Below are 21,983 nucleotides of genomic sequence, written 5' to 3'. Positions count from 1 at the left end.
AAGGCCGTCACGACGCGTCCTCCGCGGGCGTGCAGAGCATGAGCGCGACGCGCGTCGCGGTGGCCACGACCGTGCCGTGCTGGTTGCGTCCGGTGTGCCGCATCGTCACGAGGCCCTGACCGGGCCGCGACCGCGACAGCCGCTTGTCGACGATCTCCGTGTCGACGTACAGCGTGTCGCCGTGCAGCAGCGGCGCCGGGAAGGAGATGTCCGACAGGCCGAGCTGCGCCACGAGGGTCCCCTGGGTCACCTGCGCGACGGAGGCCCCGACCATCGTCGCGAGCGTCCACATCGAGTTCATGAGGCGTTCGCCGAACTCCTGGGTGGCCGCGTACGCGGCATCCAGGTGCAGCGCCTGCGTGTTCATCGTGAGGGCGGAGAACAGGACGTTGTCGGCTTCGGTGACGGTGCGTCCGGGCCGATGGTGGAAGACGTCGCCCACCTCGAGCTCTTCGACGTACCGGCCGCGCTGCAGGATCTCGGTCACGCTGTCACCGTACCGGTTTCACACGACGCCCAGAGCACGGGCGATGACGAGCAGCTGCACCTCGGAGGTGCCCTCGCCGATCTCCAGGATCTTCGAGTCGCGGTAGTGCCGGGCGACCGGGTATTCGTTCATGAACCCGTTGCCGCCGAAGATCTGCGTCGCGTCGCGGGCGTTGTCCATCGCGGCGTCGCTCGCGGTCAGCTTCGCGATCGCGGCCTCCGTCTTGAACGGCTGCCCGGCGTCCCGGAGGCGCGCCGCGTGCAGCCACGCGAGCCGCGCGACATGCACGCGCTGCTGCATCCGGGCCAGCAGAAACTGGATCGACTGACGAGTGGACAGGGCCTCACCGAAGACGGTGCGGCTGCGGGCGTAGTCGGTGGCCGCCTCCAGGCATCCCTCCGCCGCCCCCGTGGAGAGGGCGGCGATCGCGATGCGCCCCTCGTCGAGGATGTGCAGGAAGTTCGCGAACCCGCGTCCGCGCTCGCCCAGCAGGTTCGCCTCCGGCACGCGGGCGCCGGAGAAGGTGAGCGGATGCGTGTCGCTCGCGTGCCAGCCGACTTTGTCGTAGCCCGGCTCGACCGTGAAGCCCGGAGTCCCGTTGGGGACGATGATCGTGGAGATCTCCTTGCGCCCGCCGGCCTCGCCCGTGACGGCGGTGACCGTGACGAAGCGGGTGATGGCCGTGCCGGAGTTCGTGATGAACTGCTTCGCGCCGTCGATGACCCACTCGCCGCCCTCCAGCCGCGCCGTCGTGCGGGTGGCGCCGGCGTCCGACCCCGCCTCCGGCTCCGTGAGCCCGAACCCGGCGAGCGCGCGGCCGGCGAGGAGGTCGGGCAGCAGCTCGGCGCGCTGCGCGTCGGTGCCGAAGCGGAACACCGGCATGGCGCCGAGGCTGACGCCGGCCTCGAGGGTGATCGCGACCGACTGGTCGACGCGGCCGAGCGCTTCGATCGCGAGGCACAGGGTGAGGTAGTCGCCGCCCTGTCCCCCGACCTCCTCGGGGAACGGCAGGCCGAACAGGCCGAGGTCGCCCATCTGCGCGACGACGTCGAGGGGCAGCGTCTTCGTGCGGTCGGCCTCATACGCCTGGGGCGCGACGACCTCGTCGGCGAAGGCGCGCACGAGCCGGGCGAGCTCGAGCTGCTCCTCCTCGAGTCCGTACGTGGACAGGTCAATCGTCATCGGTTCCCTCCCGGGTCTCGGCGGCCACCTCGGCCAGCAGTTCGTCGCGGCGCACCTGCGCGCCGACGACCGCGTGCACGCGTGCGACGCCGGCGTGCGGCGCCGTCACGGAGTGCTCCATCTTCATCGCCTCGACCGTCACGAGACGGTCGCCGGATGCCACGATCGCGCCGTCGGCGACGTGCACGGCCACGACGGTCCCGGGCATGGGGGCGCGCAGCTCGGGGCTCTCCGCCCCCGCGTCGCGGCCTCGGTCGGCGAGGCGCTCGGCGAGCGCAGCCTCCCGGGTCACCGGGAGCAGGCGATGCGTCGCACCATCGGCGTGGACCCAGACGGCGCCGTCGGCATCCACGGCGACGTCGGCCGCCGCGTCCGCACCGGCCACCGCGCGATGCAGCACATCGGCGTCGTCGCGCAGCAGCACGGTGCGGGGCTCGCGCCGCCCGCCCTCCCGCCAGCCTCGGAGCGCGCCCCAGACCCCGGGCGTCGTCGGCTGCGGCAGGGCCGCCGCCGCGGCGGCGAGCGCATCCGCAGCCGGCGGGTCGGGCTCGGGCGCCGGCATCCGGTCGATGAGGCCCGTGTCCAGGTCGCCGGCGCGCACGGCGGGGTCGGCGAGGAGGCGCCGGAGGAAACTGATGTTCGTGTCGACGCCGAGGAGGACCGTGTCGGCGAGGGCGGCATCGAGCCGGTCCAGCGCGACGGCGCGGTCGTCGCCGTGCGCGATGACCTTCGCGATCATGGGGTCGTAGTCGGCCGTGACGGCGGAGCCGGACTCCACGCCGGCGTCGGTGCGGACGCCCGCCGCCGCCCGCCACGTGAGCACGTCGCCGGTCGCCGGGAGGAACCCGCGCTCGGGGCTCTCCGCGTACACGCGCGCCTCCATCGCGTGGCCGTGGAACCGCACGTCATCCTGCGCGAAGGCGAGAGGCTCCCCCGCGGCGATCCGCAGCTGCTGCTCGACCAGGTCGATGCCCGTGACGAGCTCGGTCACCGGGTGCTCGACCTGCAGGCGCGTGTTCATCTCGATGAAGAAGCACTCGTCGGGCCGGTCGCCGGGGACGAGGAACTCCACCGTCCCGGCGCCGCGGTAGTCGACGCTCGCGGCGGCGGCGCACGCGGCGGCGCCGAGCCGGGCCCGCATGGCGGGATCGACGAGCGGCGACGGCGCCTCCTCGATGACCTTCTGATGCCGGCGCTGCAGCGTGCATTCGCGTTCGCCGAGATGCAGGATGCCGCCGTGCGCGTCGGCGAGCACCTGCACCTCGATGTGCCGGGGCCTCTCGATGAGCCGTTCCAGCAGCAGCGTGTCGTCGCCGAACGCGCTCGCCGCGACGCGCCGCGCGGCTGCGAGGGCCTCGGGGAGCTCGTCGAGCGTCCCGACGATCTGCATGCCCTTGCCGCCGCCGCCCGCCGAGGGCTTGACGAGGAGGGGCAGGCCGACCTCGGCCGCCTGGGCGGCGATCGCGGCGTCGTCCAGGCCCGCGGCACTGAACCCCGGCACGATCGGGACGCCGCTGCCGGCGACCTGCGCCTTGGCGCGGATCTTGTCCCCCATGACCTCCAGGGCACGGACGTCGGGTCCGATGAAGACGATCCCGGCCGCCCGGCAGGCCCGCGCGAAGTCGGCGTTCTCGGAGAGGAACCCGTAGCCGGGGTGGATGGCCTGCGCGCCGGTCTCGCGCGCGGCGCGGAGGACCGCCTTCCCGTCGAGATAGGACTGCACGGCCGGGGCGGGCCCCAGCCGCACGGCGACGTCGGCCTCGCGGACGTGCGGGGCGCCGGCGTCGGCGTCGCTGTAGACGGCGACCGAGCGGATGCCGAGGGCCCGGAGCGTCCGGATGATGCGGCGGGCGATCTCGCCGCGGTGGGCGACGAGGACGGTGTCGAAGAGGGTCATCGCGTCACATCCGGAAGACGCCGAAGCGCGGTTCGGGCAGCGGGGCGCGGGAGACGACGTCGAGGGCGAGCCCGAGCACGTCGCGGGTGTCGAGCGGGTCGATGATGCCGTCGTCCCACAGCCGTGCCGTGGCGTAGAGCGGGTCGCCCTGCTCCTCGAACTGCTTGCGGATGGGGGCTTCGAACGCCGCGCGCGCGTCGACATCCCACTCCTCGCCGCGCGCGGCGAGCTGATCGGCCTTCACCGTGGACAGCACGGAGGCCGCCTGCGGACCGCCCATCACCGAGATGCGGCTCGCGGGCCACGACCACAGGAAGCGCGGCGAGTAGGCACGCCCGCACATCGAGTAATTCCCGGCGCCGAACGACCCGCCGATGATGACGGTGAGCTTGGGGACGCGGGTCGTCGCGACGGCCGTCACCATCTTCGCGCCGTCCTTCGCGATCCCGCCGGCTTCGGCATCCCGCCCCACCATGAAGCCGGAGATGTTCTGCAGGAACAGCAGCGGCACGCCCCGCTGATCGCACAGTTCGATGAAGTGCGCGCCCTTGAGGGCGGACTCGCGGAACAGGATGCCGTTGTTCGCGACGATCCCGACGGGATGCCCGTGGATGCGGGCGAAGCCGGTGACGAGCGTGTCGCCGTACTCGCGCTTGAACTCGTGGAAGGCGCTGTCGTCGACGAGGCGCGCGATCACCTCGCGCACGTCGTACGGCTGGTTGACGTCGGTGGGGACGGCGCCGTACAGCTCCGTCGGGTCCACGGCCGGCGGTGCGGTGGGAAGGACCTCCCAGACCGGCGCGGCGGGTGCAGGGAGGGTCTTCACGATGTCGCGGACGATCTCCAGGGCGTGCTCGTCGTCCTCGGCGAGATGGTCGACGACGCCCGACGTGCGCGCGTGCAGCTCTCCCCCGCCGAGCTCCTCGGCCGTCACGACCTCACCGATCGCAGCCTTCACGAGCGGCGGGCCGCCCAGGAAGATCGTGCCCTGGCCGCGCACGATGACGGTCTCGTCGCTCATCGCCGGGACGTACGCGCCGCCCGCGGTGCAGGAGCCGAGGACGGCCGCGATCTGCGGGATACCGGCGGCGGACAGCCGCGCCTGGTGGTAGAAGATGCGGCCGAAGTGATCGCGGTCGGGGAAGACCTCGTCCTGCATCGGCAGGAACGCGCCACCGGAGTCGACGAGGTAGATGCACGGCAGGCGGTTCTCCAGCGCGACCTCCTGCGCCCGGAGGTGCTTCTTGACGGTCATGGGGTAGTAGGTGCCGCCCTTGACGGTGGCGTCGTTGCACACCACCATGACGTGCCGCCCGTGCACGAGACCGATACCGGCGATGACCCCGGCGGCGGGCGCCTCACCGTCGTAGAGCCCTTCCGCCGCGAGCGGGGCCAGCTCGAGGAACGGGCTCCCCTCGTCGAGCAGCCGTGTGACGCGGTCGCGCGGGAGGAGCTTGCCGCGGGCGACATGGCGCTCCCGGGAGGCCGCCGGACCGCCCAGGGCGACGGCGGCGAGACGGTCGCGCAGCCGGTCGGCGGCCTCCTGCTGCGCCTCCTGCCGGCGCGCGAACTGCGCGTCGCGGACGAGGGCGCTCGTGAGAGTGGCCATGGCATCTCCATCGATGTCGGCGGACCGGGACGGCGGACAGTGGCGCCGAGCCGATCCATCGGTTAGTGTGCACTAACTGAGAGCACCTAGGTTAGCGAGGATTAACTGACATGGCAAGGCGTTCTCCGTCCCCCTCCACCGCCACCGGCGCGGTGACCGCGACCCCGCGCGAGCGCGCGAAGGCCGACCGCCACGAGGCGCTGCTGCGCGCAGCCGCGGCGCTGTTCGCCGAGAACGGGTTCGACGGCGTGAGCCTGGAGGACCTCGGCGCGGCCGTGGGCATCACGGGTCCCGCCGTGTACCGGCACTTCGCGAGCAAGCGCGCGCTCCTCGGCCGCATCCTGCTGCGCGCGAGCGAGGACCTGCTCACCGGCGGCCGCGCCGTCATCGCCGCGCACGACGACGCGGATGGGCGGCTCCGCGGCCTCATCGCCTTCCACGTCGACTTCGCGCTGGACGCCGCCGACGTCATCCGCGTGCAGGATCGCGACCTCGCCCGCCTCGACGACGAGGACCGCCACCGCGTCCGCCGCCTGCAGCGGGAGTACGTCGAGGTGTGGACCGACGTCCTGTCGGACCTGCATCCGCATCGCTCCCCCGGCGACCTGCGCGTGCGCGCGCACGCCGGATTCGGCCTCATCAACTCGACGCCGCACAGCGTGCGCGGCCTCCGCGACGCGCCGGACGACGACGCCGTCCGGGCGCTCCTTGCCACGATGGCGCACGCCGCACTCGCCACCGCGCACTGAGCCGGCCCGGGTCACCGCAGCAGCATCGCCCGCCCCGGGTCGCCCAGCACGTCGGCGACGTCGCGGAGGAACAGCGACCCCTGCTCGCCGTCGGCGAGGCGGTGGTCGAACGACAGGCTCAGGGTGAGCACATCCCGCAGCGCGATCTCGCCCTTGTGCTCCCACGGGCGGCGGCGCACGGCGCCGAGACCGAGGATGCCGGCCTCCCCGGGGTTGAGGATGGGGGTTCCCGCATCCATCCCGAACACGCCGAAGTTCGTGATGGAGAAGGTCCCGCCGGTGAGGACGTCGAGACCCGCCTTGCCGGCGCGCGCCGTCTCGGCGAGGTCGCCGATCGCATCGGACAGCTCGACGAGGGTCAGCCCGTCGGCATCCTTCACGTTCGGCACGACGAGTCCGCGCTCGGTGGCCGCGGCGATGCCGAGGTTCACGTAGTGGTACTGGACGATCTCGCCGGCGGCCTCGTCCCACCGCGAGTTGAGTTCGGGGTGCGCGGCGAGGGCCAGGCAGACGGCTTTCGCCGCGACAGCGAGGATGCCGATCCGGTGGTCGGCGAGCCGGCGGTCGGCCTTCAGCCCGGCGAGGAGACGCGTCGTGGCCGTGACGTCGATCGTCAGGAACGTCGTGACGTGCGGGGCCGTGAAGGCGCTCCGCACCATCGCCTCCGCCGTGTGCTTGCGGACGCCCCGGATCGGGATGCGGGTCTCGCGTTCGCCGCGTTCGACGCGCGGCGCGGCGGGGCGGGCGGCGGTCGCGGCGGATTCCGCGGGCGCCGTGCGGGCGGCGAACGCCTCCACGTCGGCGCGCGTGATGATCCCCGTCGCGCCGGAGGCCTCGACGAGCGCGAGGTCGATGCCGAGGTCCTTCGCGAGCTTCCGGACCGGCGGGGTCGACCGGGGCCGCTCGTGCCGCGTGTCGTCCGGGGGCGAGGCCGTCACGACGTCGTGCGGCGCGGCCTCGAGGACCGCGGTGTCGGTCGCCGCCGCGCGCGCGCCGACGCGGGCACGCCGCTGCGGGCGGGCGGCGCCGCGCGGCGCCGCGCCGTACCCGACGAGGTTCGGCTGGGCGGACTCCTCCGACGCGGCTGCGGCGGGTTCCGCCGGGGTGGCCGGGGCGGCCGGCGCGGACGGGGCGGCGGATGCGGCATCCGGCTCGGCGCCGGCGACCTCGAACGCGATGAGCACGTCGCCCACCGCGACGACGTCGCCGTCCGCGTGCCGCAGCTCCCGGACGGTGCCGGCGTACGGCGAGGGCAGCTCGACGATCGCCTTCGCGGTCTCCACGTCGGCGATGGTCTGGTTGAGGGTCACAGTATCGCCCACGGCGACGTGCCACTGCACGATCTCCGCCTCGGGGAGGCCCTCCCCCAGGTCGGGCAAGCGGAACTCGACGATCACCGCGGCACCTCCGAGAGACTGTTCGGGCGGTCCAGCACCCGGTCGACGCCGTCCAGGATGCGGTCGAGGTCGGGCACGTGATGCTTCTCCAGCTTCGCCGGCGGGTAGGGGATGTCGTGGCCCGTCACGCGGACGGGGGCGGACTCGAGGTAGTGGAAGCACTTCTCCGTGATGCTCGCGATGAGCTCGGCGCCGACGCCCGCCTCCCGCGCCGCCTCGTGGGTGACGACGACGCGCCCGGTCTTGCGGACCGAGGCCGTGACGGTGGCGTAGTCCACCGGCGAGATCGAGCGGAGGTCGATGACCTCGAGGGAGACGCCGTCGTCCTCGGCCGCCTCGGCGGCGTCCAGCGCCGTCGCGACCTGCGCGCCGTAGGTGAGGAGCGTGACGTCGGAGCCCTCCCGGACGACGCGCGCGACGCCCATGGGGGCGGTGTCGGCGATGTCGCCGTCGAGATCGACCTGGCCCTTCGTGTGGTAGAGCCGCTTGGGTTCGAAGAACACGACCGGGTCGTCGCAGGCGATCGCCTGGCGCAGCATGACGTAGGCGTCCTGCGGGTTGGAGACCGCCACGACGCGCAGCCCGGAGGTGTGCACGAAGTACGCCTCGGGCGACTCGGAGTGGTGCTCCGCCGCCCCGACGCCCCCGGCCCACGGGATGCGGATCGTGATCGGCATGGTGACGTTGCCGCGGGTGCGGTAGTGCAGCTTCGCGACCTGGCAGACGATCTGGTCGAATGCGGGGTACACGAAGCCGTCGAACTGGATCTCCACGACGGGCCGGTAGCCGCGGAAGGCCAGTCCCACCGCCGTGCCCATGATCCCGGACTCCGCCAGCGGCGTGTCGATGACCCGCATCGCGCCGAACTCGGCCTGCAGGCCGTCGGTGATGCGGAAGACGCCGCCGAGCTTGCCGACATCCTCGCCCATCACGACGACGCGGTCGTCGTCGGCCATCGCCCGCCGCAGTCCCGCGCCGAGGGCCTTGCCCATCGTCAGCTGGGTCATGACGCCTCTCCTTCACTCTCGAAGCCGGCGAGGTACGCGGCGAACCGCGTGCGCTGCTCGTCCAGGCCCGTGTGCGGCTCGGCGTAGACGTCGTCGAGCACCTCGATCGCGGGGCGGGTGACGGCGGTGAGCGCCGCCTCCCGCATGCCGGCCGTGAACCGATCCGCGTCGGCCTGCACCTCGGCGACGAACTCGTCGTCGAACGCCCCCTGGGAGCGCAGCAGCGCTTCGAGCCGGGTCAGCGGGTCCTTGCGGCGCCAGGCCTCGACTTCCTCGGCGGAACGGTACCGGGTCGGGTCGTCCGAGGTGGTGTGCGGACCCATCCGGTAGGTCACGGCCTCGATGAAGACGGGTCCCTTGCCGGTGCGGGCGTGGTCGAGGGCCCACCGCATGGCGGCGAGGCACGCCAAGACATCGTTGCCGTCCACGCGGAGGCTCGGGATGCCGAACCCGGGAGCGCGGCCGGCGATGGGGAACTTCGCCTGCACCGTGACGGGCTCCGAGATCGCCCACTGGTTGTTCGAGCAGACGAACACGACGGGCGAGCGGAAGGACGAGGCGAACACCATCGCCTCGTTGACGTCGCCCTGGCTCGTCGCCCCGTCGCCGAAGTAGGCCACGGCGACCTGATCCTCCCCGTCGCGCTGGATGCCCATCGCGTAGCCGACGGCGTGCAGCGTCTGCGCGCCGATGATGATCTGCGGCGTGGCGGTGTTGAGCTCGTAGGGGTTGTAGGTCGAGTGCATCTCGCCGCGCCAGGCGAGGATGAAGTCCGCCGGCTTCGCGCCGCGGACCAGCTGGACGCCGAGCTCGCAGTAGCTCGGGAAGAGGAAGTCATCGGCCCGGCAGGCCCGCGCGGTCCCGATCTGCACGGCCTCCTGGCCCTGCGCGGGCGCCCACAGCCCGAGCTGCCCTTGACGCTGCAGCGCGACGCCCTCGGCGTCGAGGCGGCGCAGCAGCGCCATGTCGCGGTACAGGCCGCGGAGGGCCTCCGGGTCGAGGTCCTCGACCCACGGGTCGAGCTGCCGATCGGAGATGCGCCGCCCGTCGGGTGTGAGCAGCCGGGCGAGGTCGTCCAGGTCGGTCGAGGTCTCGACCGAGGGGTTCAGGGTGTGCGTCATCGTCATCCCTCCTGTTCCCGGCCGAGGGTCTTGTGGACGTCGGCCGATCCAGAGCGCCGGCATCGTCGCCGGCTGACCAGAGAGTACGTCCGCATCGCACCTAGCTCAAGCATCCCGTCGGGGGTTGAGCATGTTGCCAAAGCGCGGCGCGCAAGGCCTGCTATTGTTTCGCACTATGGGATCTTTGGACCACGTCGATCTGGAGCTGCTGAACGCGCTCGCCGATGACCACCGGGCCACCGTGGTCGCGCTCAGCGAGCGCCTCGGGCTCTCGCGCAACACGGTGCAGGCGCGCATGGCCAAGCTCGACCGCTCCGGCGTGTTCCTCTCCTTCGAGCGCGCCATGGCGCCGGCCGAGCTCGGCTTCCCCATCGAGGCCATGCTGAGCGTCACGGTGCACCAGGCCCACCTCCCGCGGATCACGACGGAGCTCGCCCTCATCCCCGAGGTGCTGCAGGCGCACGGCCTCAGCGGTCAGGTCGATCTGCTGGTCCGCGTCGCCGCCCGCGACACACAGCACCTGTTCGATGTCGACGCCCGCATCCTCGCGATCGAGGGCGTCGAGCGCACCGAGACCTCGCTCGTCATGGGCGAGGTCATCGGCTATCGGGTGCGGCCCCTGCTGGAAGAGGCTCGACGGGAGCGCTGACCCCCCCGGCATCCATCCGCACGAGCACGACGCCGACGAGGATGAGCGCACCGCCGGCGAACTGGATCGGCGCGGGCGCCTCCCCGAGCAGCAGCCACGCGAAGGCGAGCGCGAAGAGCACCTCGGACAGGCCGATGAAGGACGCCAGGCGCGATCCGACGCGCGGAACGGCGACGACGCCGAGCGCGTAGCCGAGGGTCGTCCCGACGGCGCCGACGAACAGCAGGGGGACGATGCCGGGCAGCGCGACGCCGTGGAAGGCGACCGTGACGGCGGGAGCGGCGAAGGGCAGGATGCCGGTGACGGCGAGCACCGCCATGAACACCGCCCCCACGAGCAGCCCTCCGGAGGCGAGGGCGAGCGGCGGCAGGTCGTCGCCGGTGCGCTCGGACATGACGAAGTAGACGCACACGCAGATCGCCGCCGCGAGCGCGAACAGGGTGCCGAGGAGATCGAACCGCGCCCCCACGACGTCGACGACGAGCACGAGCCCCACGACCGCGACGGCGGATCCGGCGAGGACCAGGGCGGAGGGCGCGCGCCGCGTCCGCAGCCATACGAAGGCGACGAGGAACACCGGCGCGAGGTACTGGATGAGCAGCGCCACGGCCACCGGCATCCGCTGCATCGCGGAGAAGAACAGCAGCTGGCAGCCCGCGACGGGGATGAGCCCGAAGGCGAGGAGCGACGGCCAGTGCCGCCGCAGGAAGGACCGCTCCCGCAGGACGACCCGGACCAGCATGGGCGAGAGGATGAGCCCCGCGAGGCCCATCCGCACGATCAGCGCGGCCGACAACGACCACCCCGCTTCCAGGAGGGGTTTGACCAGCGGCCCGCTGGAGGAGAACGCGAGGGCCGAGACGACGGCGAGGACGATGCCGCTCGCCCGGCGGTCCGGCGCCGTGGTGACCAAGGTGGCGACGGAGACGGCGCCCGCGGGCGCGCCCGGGGCGGGGATGAGGGGCAGGGCTGCCGTCTGGGTCACCGTCGGTCCTCGACTGTCAGGGGTGAACTGTGTTTACACTGGTGACGGTACTGCCCGCGAGCGTCAGGAGTCAAGATGGTTTTCATCCGTGACACGGAATTGTCCCTCCGAGCCGCGACCGCCCTCGTGAACACGCTCCCCGAGACCGATTTCGAGGGCGTCGACCACCTCGCCGATCAGTCCGATCTGGCCGCGTTCCTCACCGAGTTCCCCTACACGGGGTCGATGCGCCGCGACGCGGAGGAGCTCGCGGCTCTGCGCGGCATCCGTCCCCGCCTGCACGCCCTGTGGCAGGCCGACCGGGCGGGTGCCGTCCCGCTCGTGAACGCGATGCTCCGCGACGGGCGGGCGCTGCCGCAGCTCGTCATCCACGACTCGTACGACTGGCACATCCACGCCACCGACGAGGGCGCCCCGCTCGCCACGCGCATCCTCGTGGAGGCGGCCATGGCGTTCGTCGACGTCATCCGCTCGGACATGTACGACCGGGTGCGGGTGTGCGACGCCGACGACTGCCGATCGGTGTACGTGGACTACTCGAAGAACGGCTCGAAGCGCTACTGCGACACCGGCAACTGCGGAAACCGCATGAACGTCAACGCGTACCGCCGCCGGAAGGCGCGAGAAAGCGCCTGACGGCGGATGCCGCGACCCGCGGCGTCTCGTAGTGGATGAGGTGGCCGACGTCGTCGATCTCGACGAGCTCGGCCTGCGGAAACAGCGTCTGCAGGTGCCGCTCCGCCTCGATGGGCGTGATGTCGTCGCGCACGGCGGCGATCAGCAGCGTCGGCTGCGCGATCGCCGGCGCGAAGGCGCGCACGTCGTTGGACACCGACGCCACGAACGCGTCGTGCAGGACGTCGCGATCGGCGAACCGGGAGAAGTACGTGTCGTGCTGGTCGTGGATGAAGGCGCGCAGCGCGCGGTCGCTCGTCTTGGCCATCGAGACGCTCATGATCCGCACGACGAGGCGGCTGCGCAGCACCGCCTCACCCAGGCGACGCGGGAGGCGCGCGCCCGCCCAGTAGTAGAAGACGGCGAGGCGCGTGAGGATCCCGCGCGGACCCTCCAGGGCGGGCGCGCCGATGGGGTTCACGAGGATGACGCGCGGCGTCGGCAGCCCACGCGCCACGGCGGCGGCGGCGACGATGGAGCCGAAGGAGTGCCCGAGGATCTCCGCGCCCGGGGCGACGGCGGCAGCGAAGGCCGTGAGCCATTCGGCGTAGAGGTCGAGCGTGTGCCGGCGGCCCGGGACCGGTGCGGTCTCGCCGAAGCCCGGGAGATCGGGTGAGATGACGCGGATGCCGTCGAGGTGGGCGACGACCGGCTCGAGGCCGTGATGCTCGCCGCGGAAGCCGTGCACCGCGACGACGGTGACGGCGGCGTCCTCCGGACCGTAGACCCAGTACGCCGTGGTCCCGCCGAGCACCGCGACCTCGCGCCGCCGCACGGGGATCGCGGCGAGCAGATCGGCGTACGGGTGCGGAGCGGTCACCCGTCGAGTCTACGAGTGCGGCGCGGCTCCCCCGCCGTGTCGGCGTCAGGACCTAGCGTCGGAGCATGGACATGTGGCAGCCCGAGCCGCTCGCCCTCTGGGACGACGCGTGGGAACAGGACCAGGCGCCGGCTCCCGCCCCCGCCCTTCCCGGCTGGGCGCAGGCGATCGGCGTCTTCGACCTGGAGACGACCGGTGTCGACGTCACGACCGACCGGATCGTGACGGCGCACGTCGGGCTGCTCGACGCCGACGGCGGCGTCGTGCGCGCGCACGGCTGGCTCGCCGATCCCGGCGTGGAGATCCCGGCCGGCGCGACCGCCGTGCACGGCATCACGACGGCGCGCGCACGGGCGGAGGGACGACCGGCGGCCGCAGTGGTCGCGGAGATCGTGGATGCCCTCCGTGCGCTCCTGGACGCCGGCATCCCCGTCGTCGCGTACAACGCGCCGTACGACTTCTCCCTGCTCAAGCACGAGGCGCTCCGGCACGGCATCCCGCCGATCCTCGATCCCGCACCGGTCATCGACCCGCTCGTCCTGGACAAGACCTACGACCGGTACCGCCGCGGCAAGCGGACACTGGAGGTGGTCGCGGCGCACTACGCCGTGACGCTGGAGGGCGCGCACGATGCAGCGGCCGACGCGATCGCCGCGGGACGGGTGGCGCAGGCCCTCGCCGCACGCTTCGCGCTGCCGCCGACCGTGCACGAGCTGCACACGCAGCAGATCGGCTGGGCCCGGGCGCAGGCGGAGAGCCTGACGGAGTACTTCATCCGCATCGGCCGGCTCGACGCCGAGGACGCCGTGGACGGCAGCTGGCCGATCCGCTGACCGGCGGCCGTCCGGCGCCCGCGCTCACACGGCCGGGCGCGCATCCGGCCGTCGTCGGGCTCCGAGCCGCAGTCAGGCATTCCGCCGCAGTCAGGCAGATCCGGCACGAATCCGCCTGAACCGGGCGGATCGACTGAACCCGGCCGTCCGCCGCCCGCACTCACTGGGCCGGGAGGCAGCCGCCGTCCATGATGATGCCGCCCACCTCGACGGTGACGCGCTCCGCCTCGACGGCCCCGTAGACGCAGCCGCCGACCGGTCCCGCCGCCCCGAACAGGACGTCGCCGGCCCCCGTGCGGGTCTGGATCGCCGCGGCTCCGGCCTCCGCCAGGGCGGCGCGCACGTCGTCTTCGGTGAAGCCCCCGTCTGCCGTGCGGAGCTCCTCGAGGGCGAGGGTGATGGGCCCGACGAGGCGTTCGTTCGCCGCCTGCGCCTCCGCCCCCAGCGCCAGGCGCTGCCGGTACATGTCGTTCTGGGCCATCGCGGCATCCGGATCGTAGCCCGCGCAGCCTTCCGGGAGCGGCACGCCGTCCTGCTCCGGGCAGGCGGCGGTCGGCGACGCGGACGCCGACGGGGCGGCATCCAGCGTCACGGCGCAGCCGGCGGTCAGCGCCAGCAGGGCGAGGAGAGGCACGAGGAGCACGGATCGACGGACGGCCATGCCGCCCACGCTAACGGACCGCGGGCACGACGAAGGCCCCGCCGGAGCGGGGCCTTCGAGGACGGCTGCTTACTTGGAGCCGAAGTTCTTGAAGCGCTGGTTGAACTTCTCGACGCGGCCGGCGGAGTCCATGATGCGCTGCTTGCCCGTGTAGAACGGGTGCGACGCGGACGAGATCTCGACGTCGACGACGGGGTAGGTCACGCCGTCGAGCTCGATGGTCTTGTCGCTGGTCACCGTCGAACGGGTGAGGAAGGTGTCGCCGGAACCCAGGTCGCGGAAAACGACGGCCTGGTAGTCGGGGTGGATGTCAGTCTTCATGATGGTCCTCTAGCCGGGTGTCCTGGATTTGGCCAGGACGGTCAAAGTCTGCGGTGCGAACGCACCAAAGAGAGATTCTATCAGGTTCAGGATGCCGCGCGCGCGGCGAAGCGTCCGCCGTCCTCGGAGAGCGCGATCTCCACGCCGAACGTCGCGGTGAGGTTCTCCCCCGTGAGCGTCTCGGCGATGGGCCCGGCGGCGACGATCGCGCCGTCGCGCAGGAGCAGGGCGTGCGTGAAGCCGACCGGCACCTCCTCGACGTGGTGGGTCACCATGATCATGGCGGGCGTGGTGGGGGCCTGCGCGTAGCCGCCGAGGAGGCCGAGCAGCTCCTCGCGGGCGCCGAGGTCGAGGCTGGCAGCCGGCTCGTCGAGGAGCAGCAGCTCCGGGTCGGTCATGACCGAGCGGGCGATCTGCACGCGCTTCTGCTCGCCGTCGGACAGTGTCCCGAACGTGCGCTCGGCGAGGTGCTCGAGCTTCCACTCGGCCAGCACGCGGCGCGCCCGGCGCTCGTCGATCGTCTCGTAGTCCTCGTTCCAGCGGCCGAGCACCGAGAACGCGGCCGTGAGGACGACATCGAGCACCGTCTCCTCCGGCGGGATGCGCTTGGCCATCGCCGACGAGGCGAAGCCGATGCGGGGCCGCAGCTCGAAGACGTCGGTGCGGCCGAGCCGCTCGTCGAGGATCGTGACGGCGCCGGAGGTCGGGTGGATGAGGGTCGCGGCAAGCTGCAGGATCGTCGTCTTGCCGGCCCCGTTGGGTCCGAGCACGACCCAGCGCTGGTCGTCGGAGACGGTCCAGGTCACGTGATCGACGATGTTACGGGCGTTGCGGCGGACGACGACGTCGGCGAAATCGAGGACCTGGGGCATGCCGTCCAGCCTATCGGCCGGCGGCGGTCACCTCGCGATACAGCGCGGCCGTGGCGTCCGCGATCGCGGCCCAGCTGAACTCCTGCGCGGCGCGCTCCCGCCCCGCGGCGCCGTAGGCGCGCGCGCGTTCGGGGTCGGAGACGACCTCGGTGAGCGTCGCGGCCAGGTCGGCGACGAACCGCTCCGGATCCAGGGGCGTCCCGGTGCCGTCCTGCACCTGCTCGATGGGCACGAGACGACCCGTCACGCCGTCGACGACGACCTCGGGGATGCCTCCGGTCGCGGTGCCCACGACCGCGGCGCCGCAGGCCATCGCCTCGAGGTTCACGATCCCGAGCGGCTCGTAGACCGACGGGCAGACGAACGTCGTCGCGGCGGTGAGGATGGCGCACAGCTGGTCGCGCTGGAGGAAGTCGTCGATCCACACGACGCCCTCGCGCGTCTGCTGCAGGCCGCGGACGAGCTCCTGCACCTCGGCCATGATCTGCGGGGTGTCCGGGGCGCCGGCGCACAGGACGACCTGCACCTCCTGCGGAAGGCGCTCGGCGGCGCGCAGGAAGTACGGCAGGCCCTTCTGCCGCGTGATCCGGCCGACGAACACGACGGAGGGACGGGACGGGTCGATGCCGTACTGCGCCAGCAGCGCGTCGTCGGACACGGGCCGCCAGGACTCGACGTCGATGCCGTTGTAGATGACCCGGACCTTCGCGGGGTCCAGCGCCGGATAGCTGCGGAGGATGTCCTGCCGCATACCCTCGCTGACGGCCACGACGGCCGCGGCACCCTCGTAGGCGGTCTTCTCGATGTAGCTGGACACGGCGTACCCGCCGCCCAGCTGCTCCGCCTTCCACGGCCGCAGCGGCTCGAGTGAGTGCGCGGTGACGACGTGCGGGATGCCGTGCAGCAGCGACGCGACGTGCCCCGCGAAGTTCGCGTACCAGGTGTGGCTGTGCACGACCTCGGCGCCGGCGACATCGCCGACGATCTCCAGGTCGGTGCCGAGCGTCTGGATCGCGGCGTTCGCTGCGGACAGCTCCGCCGGCACCCCGTAGGAGGTGGTCCCGGGCTCGTCGCGGTCGGCGCCGAAGGCCCGCACCTCGACGTCGATGGCGGTGCGGAGCGCCTTCACGAGCTCCGTCACGTGGACTCCCGCTCCCCCGTACACCTCGGGCGGGTACTCCTTCGTGACGATGTCGACGCGCATGTGTCGAAACTAGTACAGAGCGCGAACCCGGGCCTAGGGTGGGGGCATGCCCGCAGCGCCGAAGGTCTTCGGAATCATCCTCGCCGGGGGCGAGGGCAAGCGACTCATGCCCTTGACCACGGACCGCGCGAAACCCGCCGTGCCCTTCGGCGGCCAGTACCGGCTGATCGACTTCGCGATCTCCAACCTCGTGAACTCGGGGCTGCAGCAGATCGTCGTGCTGACGCAGTACAAGTCGCACAGCCTCGACCGGCACGTGTCGCAGACCTGGCGGATGTCGGCGCTGCTGAACTCCTACGTCACCTCCGTCCCGGCGCAGCAGCGGCTGGGGAAGCGCTGGTTCGCCGGTTCGGCCGACGCGATCCTGCAGTCGTTGAACCTCATCCACGACGAGAAGCCCGACATCGTCGCGGTGATCGGCGCCGACCATGTCTACCGCATGGACTTCCAGCAGATGATCGACGCGCACATCGCCTCCGGCGCGCGCGCCACCGTGGCCGGCATCCGGCAGCCCATCGCCCTCGCCGACCAGTTCGGCGTGATCGATCTGGATCCTGCGGACAACCTGACGATCCGCGAATTCCTGGAGAAGCCGCAGAACCCGACGGGACTCTCGGACAGCCCGCACGAGGTGCTCGCCTCGATGGGCAACTACATCTTCGACACCGACGCGCTCATCGAGGCCGTCGAGGCCGACGGCGAGCTGCCGACGTCGAACCACGACATGGGCGGGGACATCGTCCCCTACTTCGTGAACCGCGGCGAGGCCGCCGTCTACGACTTCCAGCGCAACGACGTCCCGGGGTCCACCGATCGCGACCGCGACTACTGGCGGGATGTGGGGACGATCGACTCGTTCTTCGACGCCCACATGGACCTCATCTCGACGCTGCCGATCTTCAACCTGTACAACACCGACTGGCCGATCCACTCGCAGTCCGTCAACTCGCCGCCGGCGAAGTTCGTGCGGGACGGCGTCGGCCGGATCGGCAACGCGATCGACTCGATCGTCTCGCTCGGCTCCGTGCTGTCCGGGACGCACCTCGAACGCAGCGTCGTCGGGCCGTGGACGCTCGCCGGAGGCGGGTCGACCATCACCGACTCGGTGCTCTTCGAGCACGTCAACGTGGGCGCGGGCGCCCGCGTCCACCGGGCGATCCTCGACAAGAACGTCGTGCTCGATGCCGGTGCGACCGTCGGCGTCGACCGCGCGCGTGACCTCGCCCGCGGGTTCACGGTGACCGACAGCGGCATCACCGTCGTCGGCAAGAACGTCCACGTCACGGGCTGAGCGAGCGCCGCGCTAGCGTGGTGGGGTGCCTGACGCCCGCTTCCTCGTCGTGTTCGACGCCGATTCCACGCTCATCCGCAACGAGGTCATCGAGCTGATCGCCGACGAGGCCGGCCGCGGCGCCGAAGTGGCGCTCGCGACGGAGGCCGCGATGCGGGGCGAGGTCGATTTCGCCACGAGTCTGCGCTCTCGGGTCGAGGCACTGGCGGGCGTCCCGGTGGCCGCGTTCGCGCGGGTCCTCGCCCGCGTCGAACCGACACCCGGCGTCGTGCCGCTGATCGAGGCGATCCACGCGCGCGGCGGCGTCGCTGCCGTCGTGTCGGGCGGGTTCCACGAGGTGCTCGACACCGTCGCGCCGTCGCTGGGCGTCGACGTGTGGCGCGCCAACCGGCTGGTCGCCGAGGACGGCGCCCTCACCGGCGTCGTGGACGGCGGGATCGTGGATGCCGAGGGCAAGGCAGCGGCGCTGCGGGGATGGGCCGCGGCGTACGGCGTGCCCCTGGCCCGGACGATCGCGATCGGCGACGGCGCGAACGACCTGCGGATGATGGCCGCCGCGGGCCTCGGCCTGGCCTTCAACGCCAAGCCCGCCGTGCGCGCGCAGGCAGACCTCGTCATCGAACGCGTGGACCTCGCCGAGGTCATCCCGCTCCTGCCCTGACGGTGTCGGCGGTCGGCGGTAACGTCCCGTCATGGACATCCTGCTGATCCCCGGTCTCTGGCTCGACGCATCATCCTGGGACGACGTCTCCCCTCCCCTGCGCGCGGCCGGCCATTCCCCGCACGCCCTCACCCTCCCCGGCGTGGGGGACTCCGCCGCGGACAGCGACGGCATCGGCATCGCGGACTGGGTGGCGGCGGTCGTCGCGGAGATCGACGCGCTGCCGGGCCCCGTGGTCCTCGTCGGTCACAGCGGCGGCGGCAACGTCGCGTGGGGCGCGGCCGACGCCCGCCCCGACCGCGTCCACCGGGTCGTCTTCGTCGACACCGTCCCGCCTCCGCCGGGCTCCGGGATCTCGGAGTTCCCCGTGGTCGACGGCGTGATCCCCTTCCCGGGGTGGGACTTCTTCGAGGACGAGGACGTGTGGGACATCGATGAGGCCACCCGCGCCGCGACGGCGCCGCGGACCCGGTCGGTGCCCGCGCGGGTGCCGACCGATCCGCTCGCCCTGACCGGCGATCGGCGCTTCGGCGTCCCGGTGACCCTGCTGATGGGCGGGATGGCGGAGGATGAGTTCCGTCAGGCGGTCGCGGGGTGGGGAGCGTACGGTGCGGAGTTCGGCGCCATCGCGAACGCACGGGTCGTCAAGCTCGGCACGGCGCACTGGCCGCAGTTCACGCAGCCGGAGCGGCTGGCGCAGGCGATCATCGCCGCGATCGGCGACGACGACACCCCATGAGGCGACGATGCAGGTTCAGTGCCCCATGCCCAGGCCGCCGTCGACGGGGATGACCGCGCCGGAGATGTACGCGGCGTCATCCGACGCGAGCCATGCGACGACCCCGGCGACCTCGTCGGCGGTCGCGAAGCGTCCCGCCGGGATGTTCTTCCGGTACTCCGCCTGAGTCGCCTCCGGCAGCTCCGCGGTCATGTCCGTCTCGATGAAGCCCGGGGCGACGACGTTGGCGGTGATGCCGCGGCCGCCGAGCTCACGTGTCAGCGATCGCGCGAAGCCGACGAGTCCGCTCTTGGACGAGGAGTAGTTGACCTGTCCGGCCGAGCCGTACAGGCCGACGACGCTGGAGATGAGGATGACGCGCCCCCACTTGGCGCGCAGCATCCCTTTCGCGGCGCGCTTGACGACGCGGAACGTGCCGCCCAGGTTCGTGGCCAGGACGGAGTCGAAATCGTCCTCGGTCATCCGCAGCAGGAGGGTGTCCTTCGTGACGCCCGCGTTCGCGACCACGATGCCGATGGGGCCGAGCTGCTGCTCCACCTCGGTGAACGCCGCATCGACGGCGGCTGCGTCGGTGACATCGGCGCGGACCGTCAGCGTCCCCTCGGGGCCCTCGCCGGAGCGGGCGGTGACGGCGACCCGGTATCCGGCGGCGACGAAGCGCTCGGCGATGGCGCGGCCGATGCCGCGGTTTCCGCCGGTGACGAGGACGACGCGATCCGTGGACATGGCTGCTCCCTGCTCGTGGTGAATCCGCACCAGCCTATCCGCGGCGCCGCGCGGCGCAGGTGAGCGCCCACCGGTACGCTGGAGATCCCGGTCAGAAGGAGCAGTCCCGTGAGCGAGCCCACCCCGCAGCCCCAGAACACACAGCCGCCCGCCGCGCCCCCGGCCTACGTTCCGCCGGCCTACCCGCCGGCCGCCCAGACCCCGCCATACGCGGCGCCCGGCGCCTACCAGCCGCCCGCCTACCCGGGCACGGCCAACCCGTACGCCTACGGCGGGTACGCGGCGGCGCAGAAGACGAACACGCTCTCGATCGTGTCCTTGATCGCCTCGATCGCCGGCTTCATCTGGATCCTGCCGTTCGTCGGATCGCTCGCCGGCGCCATCATGGGCCACATCGCGCTGAACCAGATCAAGCAGACCGGCGAGAAGGGTCGGGGCATGGCGCTCGCGGGCGTCATCGTCGGCTGGGCGGGACTCGCGCTCGTCATCATCGGCGTCATCATCTTCTTCGGTCTGATCGCCGTGGCAGGTTCGACGACCGGCTTCTCCACCTCCTGACCGGAGCCATGCCCGGTGCGCAGGCGTACGCTGGAAGCACCAGAACACGTCGGGATACACCGTGAAACCGCACACGCCGCAATCGGCGACTTCGCTCCCTCGCGCGCCGCGGGACGAGGCCCACACCCGCATGACGAAGTACTTCGCCATGATGGCGGTGCGTCTCACGTGCTTCATCCTCATGGTCGTGGTGACGCCGTACTCCTGGTACACCTGGGTCTTCGCCGCGGGCGCCATCTTCCTGCCGTACTTCGCCGTCGTGATCGCGAACGTCAGCTCGGGGCAGGACGAGCCGCGGCTCGTGCCGCCGGAGCGGCAGATCGAATCGGGTGCACCCCCCGCCGCGCCGGAGCCGGCCGCTCCGCCGGTCATCCGCATCCGCGAAGCCGATCGCACGGACGAGTCGTGACGGACGAATCATGACAGGGGCGATCTGCTCCCGCGCCGGTTGCCGGGCGGGCGCGAACTGGCAGGTGCTCTGGCGGAATCCGCGCATCCATGGCCCGGAGCGCCGCAAGGTCTGGACGGCGTGCGACGAGCACGTCGACTACCTGCGTTCCTTCCTCGCGACCCGGGACTTCCCGGTCGAGGTGCGCCCGCTCGATGAGGCGGTGACCTCGTGAACCGGCAGACCGCGCTGCGATGGTCGGGGTACGTCGCCATCGCCGTCGCGTTCGCGATCGCGTGCGGGTTCCTCTCGAACTGGCAGTTCACCCGCGACGCCAGCCGCTCGACCCAGCTGCGGCTCATCGCCGACAACTACGACGCCGACCCCGTGCCGCTCGCCGAGCTGCTCCCCGCCGGAGCCGAACTCGACCCGGACGATCAATGGCGCCCCGTCATCCTGCAGGGCGAATACCTGCCGGACGACCAGCTGCTCGCCCGCAACCGCGCGCACGGCGGGACGAGCGCGTTCGAGGTGCTCGTGCCGTTCCGCACCGCCGACGGCCGCGTCTTCATCGTCGACCGCGGCTGGGTCGCGCCGGGCGCCGACCAGCCCGAGCCCGACGAGGTCCCGGCGGCACCCACCGGGACGACGGAGGTCGTGGTACGGCTGAAGCCCGGCGAACCGCTGCCGAACTCCGGCCGGTCCGCGCCGGAGGGGCAGGTGCCCACCATCCACCTCCCCCTCATCGCCGACGCGATGCCGGGCGATGACGTCGTCACGAGCGCGTACGGCCTCCTCGTCTCGGAGGACCCGGCACCGGCGACCGCGCCGTCCGCGCTGGAGCCGCCTTCGGAAGACCCCGGACCCCACCTGTCCTATGCGATCCAGTGGATCCTCTTCGCCATCATGGGCTTCGTCTTCATCTGGTACATGATCCGCACCGAGCGCCGGCACCGTCGCGAGGATGCCGAGGAGCGCGCCGCGCGGACGGAGCGCCGCCGCGACCGCGACATGCAGGAAGAGGACGCCCTGCTCGACTCCGCGCGCTGACCGCGCGCCGCGTCACGCCAGGGTGCCGGACCGCGTCACGCCAGGGTGCCGGACCGCGTCACGCCAGGGTGCCGGACCGCGTCACGCCAGGGTGCCGGACC

Annotated in this window: 25 protein-coding genes; 11 read left to right on the top strand and 14 right to left on the bottom strand. The window is 72.1% G+C overall.

Annotated elements, in window-relative coordinates; translation table 11 throughout:
* Window positions 1-7: 7 nt before the first annotated feature.
* From MSA03_RS12535 to MSA03_RS12520, 4 genes are read right to left on the bottom strand one after another with little or no spacing between them, the layout of a single operon-like run.
* A complete protein-coding gene (locus tag MSA03_RS12535) occupies window positions 8-487 on the bottom strand; it encodes a MaoC family dehydratase (RefSeq protein WP_028495787.1) in 480 nt (159 codons plus the stop codon).
* 18 nt (window positions 488-505) lie between these two features.
* Window positions 506-1,669 (bottom strand): acyl-CoA dehydrogenase family protein, encoded by a 1,164-nt coding sequence (locus tag MSA03_RS12530; protein ID WP_147051247.1) that lies wholly within the window; start codon window positions 1,667-1,669, stop codon window positions 506-508.
* On the bottom strand, window positions 1,659-3,566 hold the full coding sequence (locus tag MSA03_RS12525; protein WP_147051246.1) for an acetyl/propionyl/methylcrotonyl-CoA carboxylase subunit alpha: 1,908 nt from the start codon (window positions 3,564-3,566) through the stop codon (window positions 1,659-1,661). Before MSA03_RS12525 ends, MSA03_RS12530 begins: the two co-directional genes overlap by 11 nt.
* Window positions 3,567-3,570: 4 nt before the next feature.
* Window positions 3,571-5,175: a carboxyl transferase domain-containing protein gene (locus tag MSA03_RS12520; RefSeq protein ID WP_147051245.1), complete on the bottom strand. Its 1,605-nt coding sequence runs from the start codon at window positions 5,173-5,175 to the stop codon at window positions 3,571-3,573.
* Between the two features lie 110 nt (window positions 5,176-5,285).
* Between MSA03_RS12520 and MSA03_RS12515 the strand changes: the two genes are divergently transcribed.
* Window positions 5,286-5,924 (top strand): TetR/AcrR family transcriptional regulator, encoded by a 639-nt coding sequence (locus tag MSA03_RS12515; protein WP_147051244.1) that lies wholly within the window; start codon window positions 5,286-5,288, stop codon window positions 5,922-5,924.
* 11 nt (window positions 5,925-5,935) lie between these two features.
* On the opposite strand, the gene MSA03_RS12510 is transcribed toward MSA03_RS12515, so the two are convergent.
* From MSA03_RS12510 to pdhA, 3 genes are read right to left on the bottom strand one after another with little or no spacing between them, the layout of a single operon-like run.
* Window positions 5,936-7,321, bottom strand: coding sequence for a dihydrolipoamide acetyltransferase family protein (locus MSA03_RS12510; protein WP_147051243.1), 1,386 nt, complete (start codon window positions 7,319-7,321; stop codon window positions 5,936-5,938).
* Entirely contained in the window at window positions 7,318-8,328 is a 1,011-nt protein-coding gene (locus MSA03_RS12505; RefSeq protein WP_028495793.1) for an alpha-ketoacid dehydrogenase subunit beta, read from the bottom strand. The genes MSA03_RS12510 and MSA03_RS12505 overlap by 4 nt, the downstream gene beginning before the upstream one ends.
* A complete protein-coding gene (pdhA, locus tag MSA03_RS12500) occupies window positions 8,325-9,455 on the bottom strand; it encodes a pyruvate dehydrogenase (acetyl-transferring) E1 component subunit alpha (protein WP_147051242.1) in 1,131 nt (376 codons plus the stop codon). The genes MSA03_RS12505 and pdhA overlap by 4 nt, the downstream gene beginning before the upstream one ends.
* A 169-nt stretch (window positions 9,456-9,624) precedes the next feature.
* Here pdhA and MSA03_RS12495 point away from each other — a divergent pair, with 169 nt between their 5' ends.
* The gene (locus tag MSA03_RS12495; protein WP_028495795.1) at window positions 9,625-10,098 is read left to right on the top strand and encodes an Lrp/AsnC family transcriptional regulator; all 474 of its coding nucleotides are present in this window, start codon (window positions 9,625-9,627) and stop codon (window positions 10,096-10,098) included.
* On the opposite strand, the gene MSA03_RS12490 is transcribed toward MSA03_RS12495, so the two are convergent.
* A complete protein-coding gene (locus MSA03_RS12490; protein WP_147051270.1) occupies window positions 10,046-11,011 on the bottom strand; it encodes an EamA family transporter in 966 nt (321 codons plus the stop codon). The genes MSA03_RS12495 and MSA03_RS12490 overlap by 53 nt on opposite strands.
* Window positions 11,012-11,158: 147 nt before the next feature.
* Between MSA03_RS12490 and MSA03_RS12485 the strand changes: the two genes are divergently transcribed.
* Window positions 11,159-11,719, top strand: coding sequence for a CGNR zinc finger domain-containing protein (locus MSA03_RS12485; RefSeq protein ID WP_028495797.1), 561 nt, complete (start codon window positions 11,159-11,161; stop codon window positions 11,717-11,719).
* On the opposite strand, the gene MSA03_RS12480 is transcribed toward MSA03_RS12485, so the two are convergent.
* Window positions 11,679-12,578 carry an alpha/beta fold hydrolase gene (locus tag MSA03_RS12480; RefSeq protein WP_028495798.1) on the bottom strand — a complete coding sequence of 300 codons (900 nt, stop codon included), beginning with the start codon at window positions 12,576-12,578 and terminating at the stop codon, window positions 11,679-11,681. The genes MSA03_RS12485 and MSA03_RS12480 overlap by 41 nt on opposite strands.
* A 65-nt stretch (window positions 12,579-12,643) precedes the next feature.
* Between MSA03_RS12480 and MSA03_RS12475 the strand changes: the two genes are divergently transcribed.
* The gene (locus tag MSA03_RS12475; RefSeq protein ID WP_147051241.1) at window positions 12,644-13,411 is read left to right on the top strand and encodes an exonuclease domain-containing protein; all 768 of its coding nucleotides are present in this window, start codon (window positions 12,644-12,646) and stop codon (window positions 13,409-13,411) included.
* A gap of 160 nt (window positions 13,412-13,571) precedes the next feature.
* On the opposite strand, the gene MSA03_RS12470 is transcribed toward MSA03_RS12475, so the two are convergent.
* The 4 genes from MSA03_RS12470 to glgA all read right to left on the bottom strand — a co-directional run bounded on the left by MSA03_RS12470 (window position 13,572) and on the right by glgA (window position 16,469).
* Window positions 13,572-14,072: a hypothetical protein gene (locus tag MSA03_RS12470; protein ID WP_028495800.1), complete on the bottom strand. Its 501-nt coding sequence runs from the start codon at window positions 14,070-14,072 to the stop codon at window positions 13,572-13,574.
* Between the two features lie 69 nt (window positions 14,073-14,141).
* Window positions 14,142-14,393 carry a type B 50S ribosomal protein L31 gene (locus tag MSA03_RS12465; RefSeq protein WP_028495801.1) on the bottom strand — a complete coding sequence of 84 codons (252 nt, stop codon included), beginning with the start codon at window positions 14,391-14,393 and terminating at the stop codon, window positions 14,142-14,144.
* Window positions 14,394-14,479: 86 nt separating this feature from the next.
* A complete protein-coding gene (locus MSA03_RS12460; protein ID WP_028495802.1) occupies window positions 14,480-15,265 on the bottom strand; it encodes an ABC transporter ATP-binding protein in 786 nt (261 codons plus the stop codon).
* Window positions 15,266-15,275: 10 nt separating this feature from the next.
* Entirely contained in the window at window positions 15,276-16,469 is a 1,194-nt protein-coding gene (gene glgA / locus MSA03_RS12455; RefSeq protein ID WP_028495803.1) for a glycogen synthase, read from the bottom strand.
* A gap of 46 nt (window positions 16,470-16,515) precedes the next feature.
* Between glgA and glgC the strand changes: the two genes are divergently transcribed.
* The 3 genes from glgC to MSA03_RS12440 are packed head-to-tail and all read left to right on the top strand — an operon-like array spanning window position 16,516 to window position 19,160.
* Entirely contained in the window at window positions 16,516-17,760 is a 1,245-nt protein-coding gene (glgC, locus tag MSA03_RS12450; protein ID WP_028495804.1) for a glucose-1-phosphate adenylyltransferase, read from the top strand.
* Window positions 17,761-17,785: 25 nt separating this feature from the next.
* Window positions 17,786-18,421 (top strand): phosphoserine phosphatase SerB, encoded by a 636-nt coding sequence (gene serB / locus MSA03_RS12445; RefSeq protein WP_028495805.1) that lies wholly within the window; start codon window positions 17,786-17,788, stop codon window positions 18,419-18,421.
* Between the two features lie 31 nt (window positions 18,422-18,452).
* The gene (locus MSA03_RS12440; protein WP_147051240.1) at window positions 18,453-19,160 is read left to right on the top strand and encodes an alpha/beta fold hydrolase; all 708 of its coding nucleotides are present in this window, start codon (window positions 18,453-18,455) and stop codon (window positions 19,158-19,160) included.
* Between the two features lie 15 nt (window positions 19,161-19,175).
* Here the strand turns inward: MSA03_RS12440 and fabG are convergent, their stop codons facing one another.
* Window positions 19,176-19,886, bottom strand: coding sequence for a 3-oxoacyl-ACP reductase FabG (gene fabG / locus MSA03_RS12435; protein WP_028495807.1), 711 nt, complete (start codon window positions 19,884-19,886; stop codon window positions 19,176-19,178).
* 108 nt (window positions 19,887-19,994) lie between these two features.
* Here fabG and MSA03_RS12430 point away from each other — a divergent pair, with 108 nt between their 5' ends.
* From MSA03_RS12430 to MSA03_RS12415, 4 genes are all read left to right on the top strand, one after another.
* Complete coding sequence (locus MSA03_RS12430) at window positions 19,995-20,444, top strand: DUF4190 domain-containing protein (RefSeq protein WP_244946422.1); 450 nt, start codon at window positions 19,995-19,997, stop codon at window positions 20,442-20,444.
* Between the two features lie 61 nt (window positions 20,445-20,505).
* A complete protein-coding gene (locus tag MSA03_RS12425) occupies window positions 20,506-20,853 on the top strand; it encodes a DUF3099 domain-containing protein (RefSeq protein WP_028495809.1) in 348 nt (115 codons plus the stop codon).
* Between the two features lie 10 nt (window positions 20,854-20,863).
* Window positions 20,864-21,067 (top strand): hypothetical protein, encoded by a 204-nt coding sequence (locus tag MSA03_RS12420; RefSeq protein WP_028495810.1) that lies wholly within the window; start codon window positions 20,864-20,866, stop codon window positions 21,065-21,067.
* A complete protein-coding gene (locus tag MSA03_RS12415; RefSeq protein ID WP_028495811.1) occupies window positions 21,064-21,882 on the top strand; it encodes an SURF1 family cytochrome oxidase biogenesis protein in 819 nt (272 codons plus the stop codon). Before MSA03_RS12420 ends, MSA03_RS12415 begins: the two co-directional genes overlap by 4 nt.
* Window positions 21,883-21,983: the final 101 nt, after the last annotated feature.

This window comes from Microbacterium saccharophilum, from assembly GCF_007992455.1.
In the GTDB taxonomy this organism is placed as follows: domain Bacteria; phylum Actinomycetota; class Actinomycetes; order Actinomycetales; family Microbacteriaceae; genus Microbacterium; species Microbacterium saccharophilum.
Note: the sequence above shows the minus strand (reverse complement) of the source record. Positions and strands in the feature narration are given on the sequence as shown.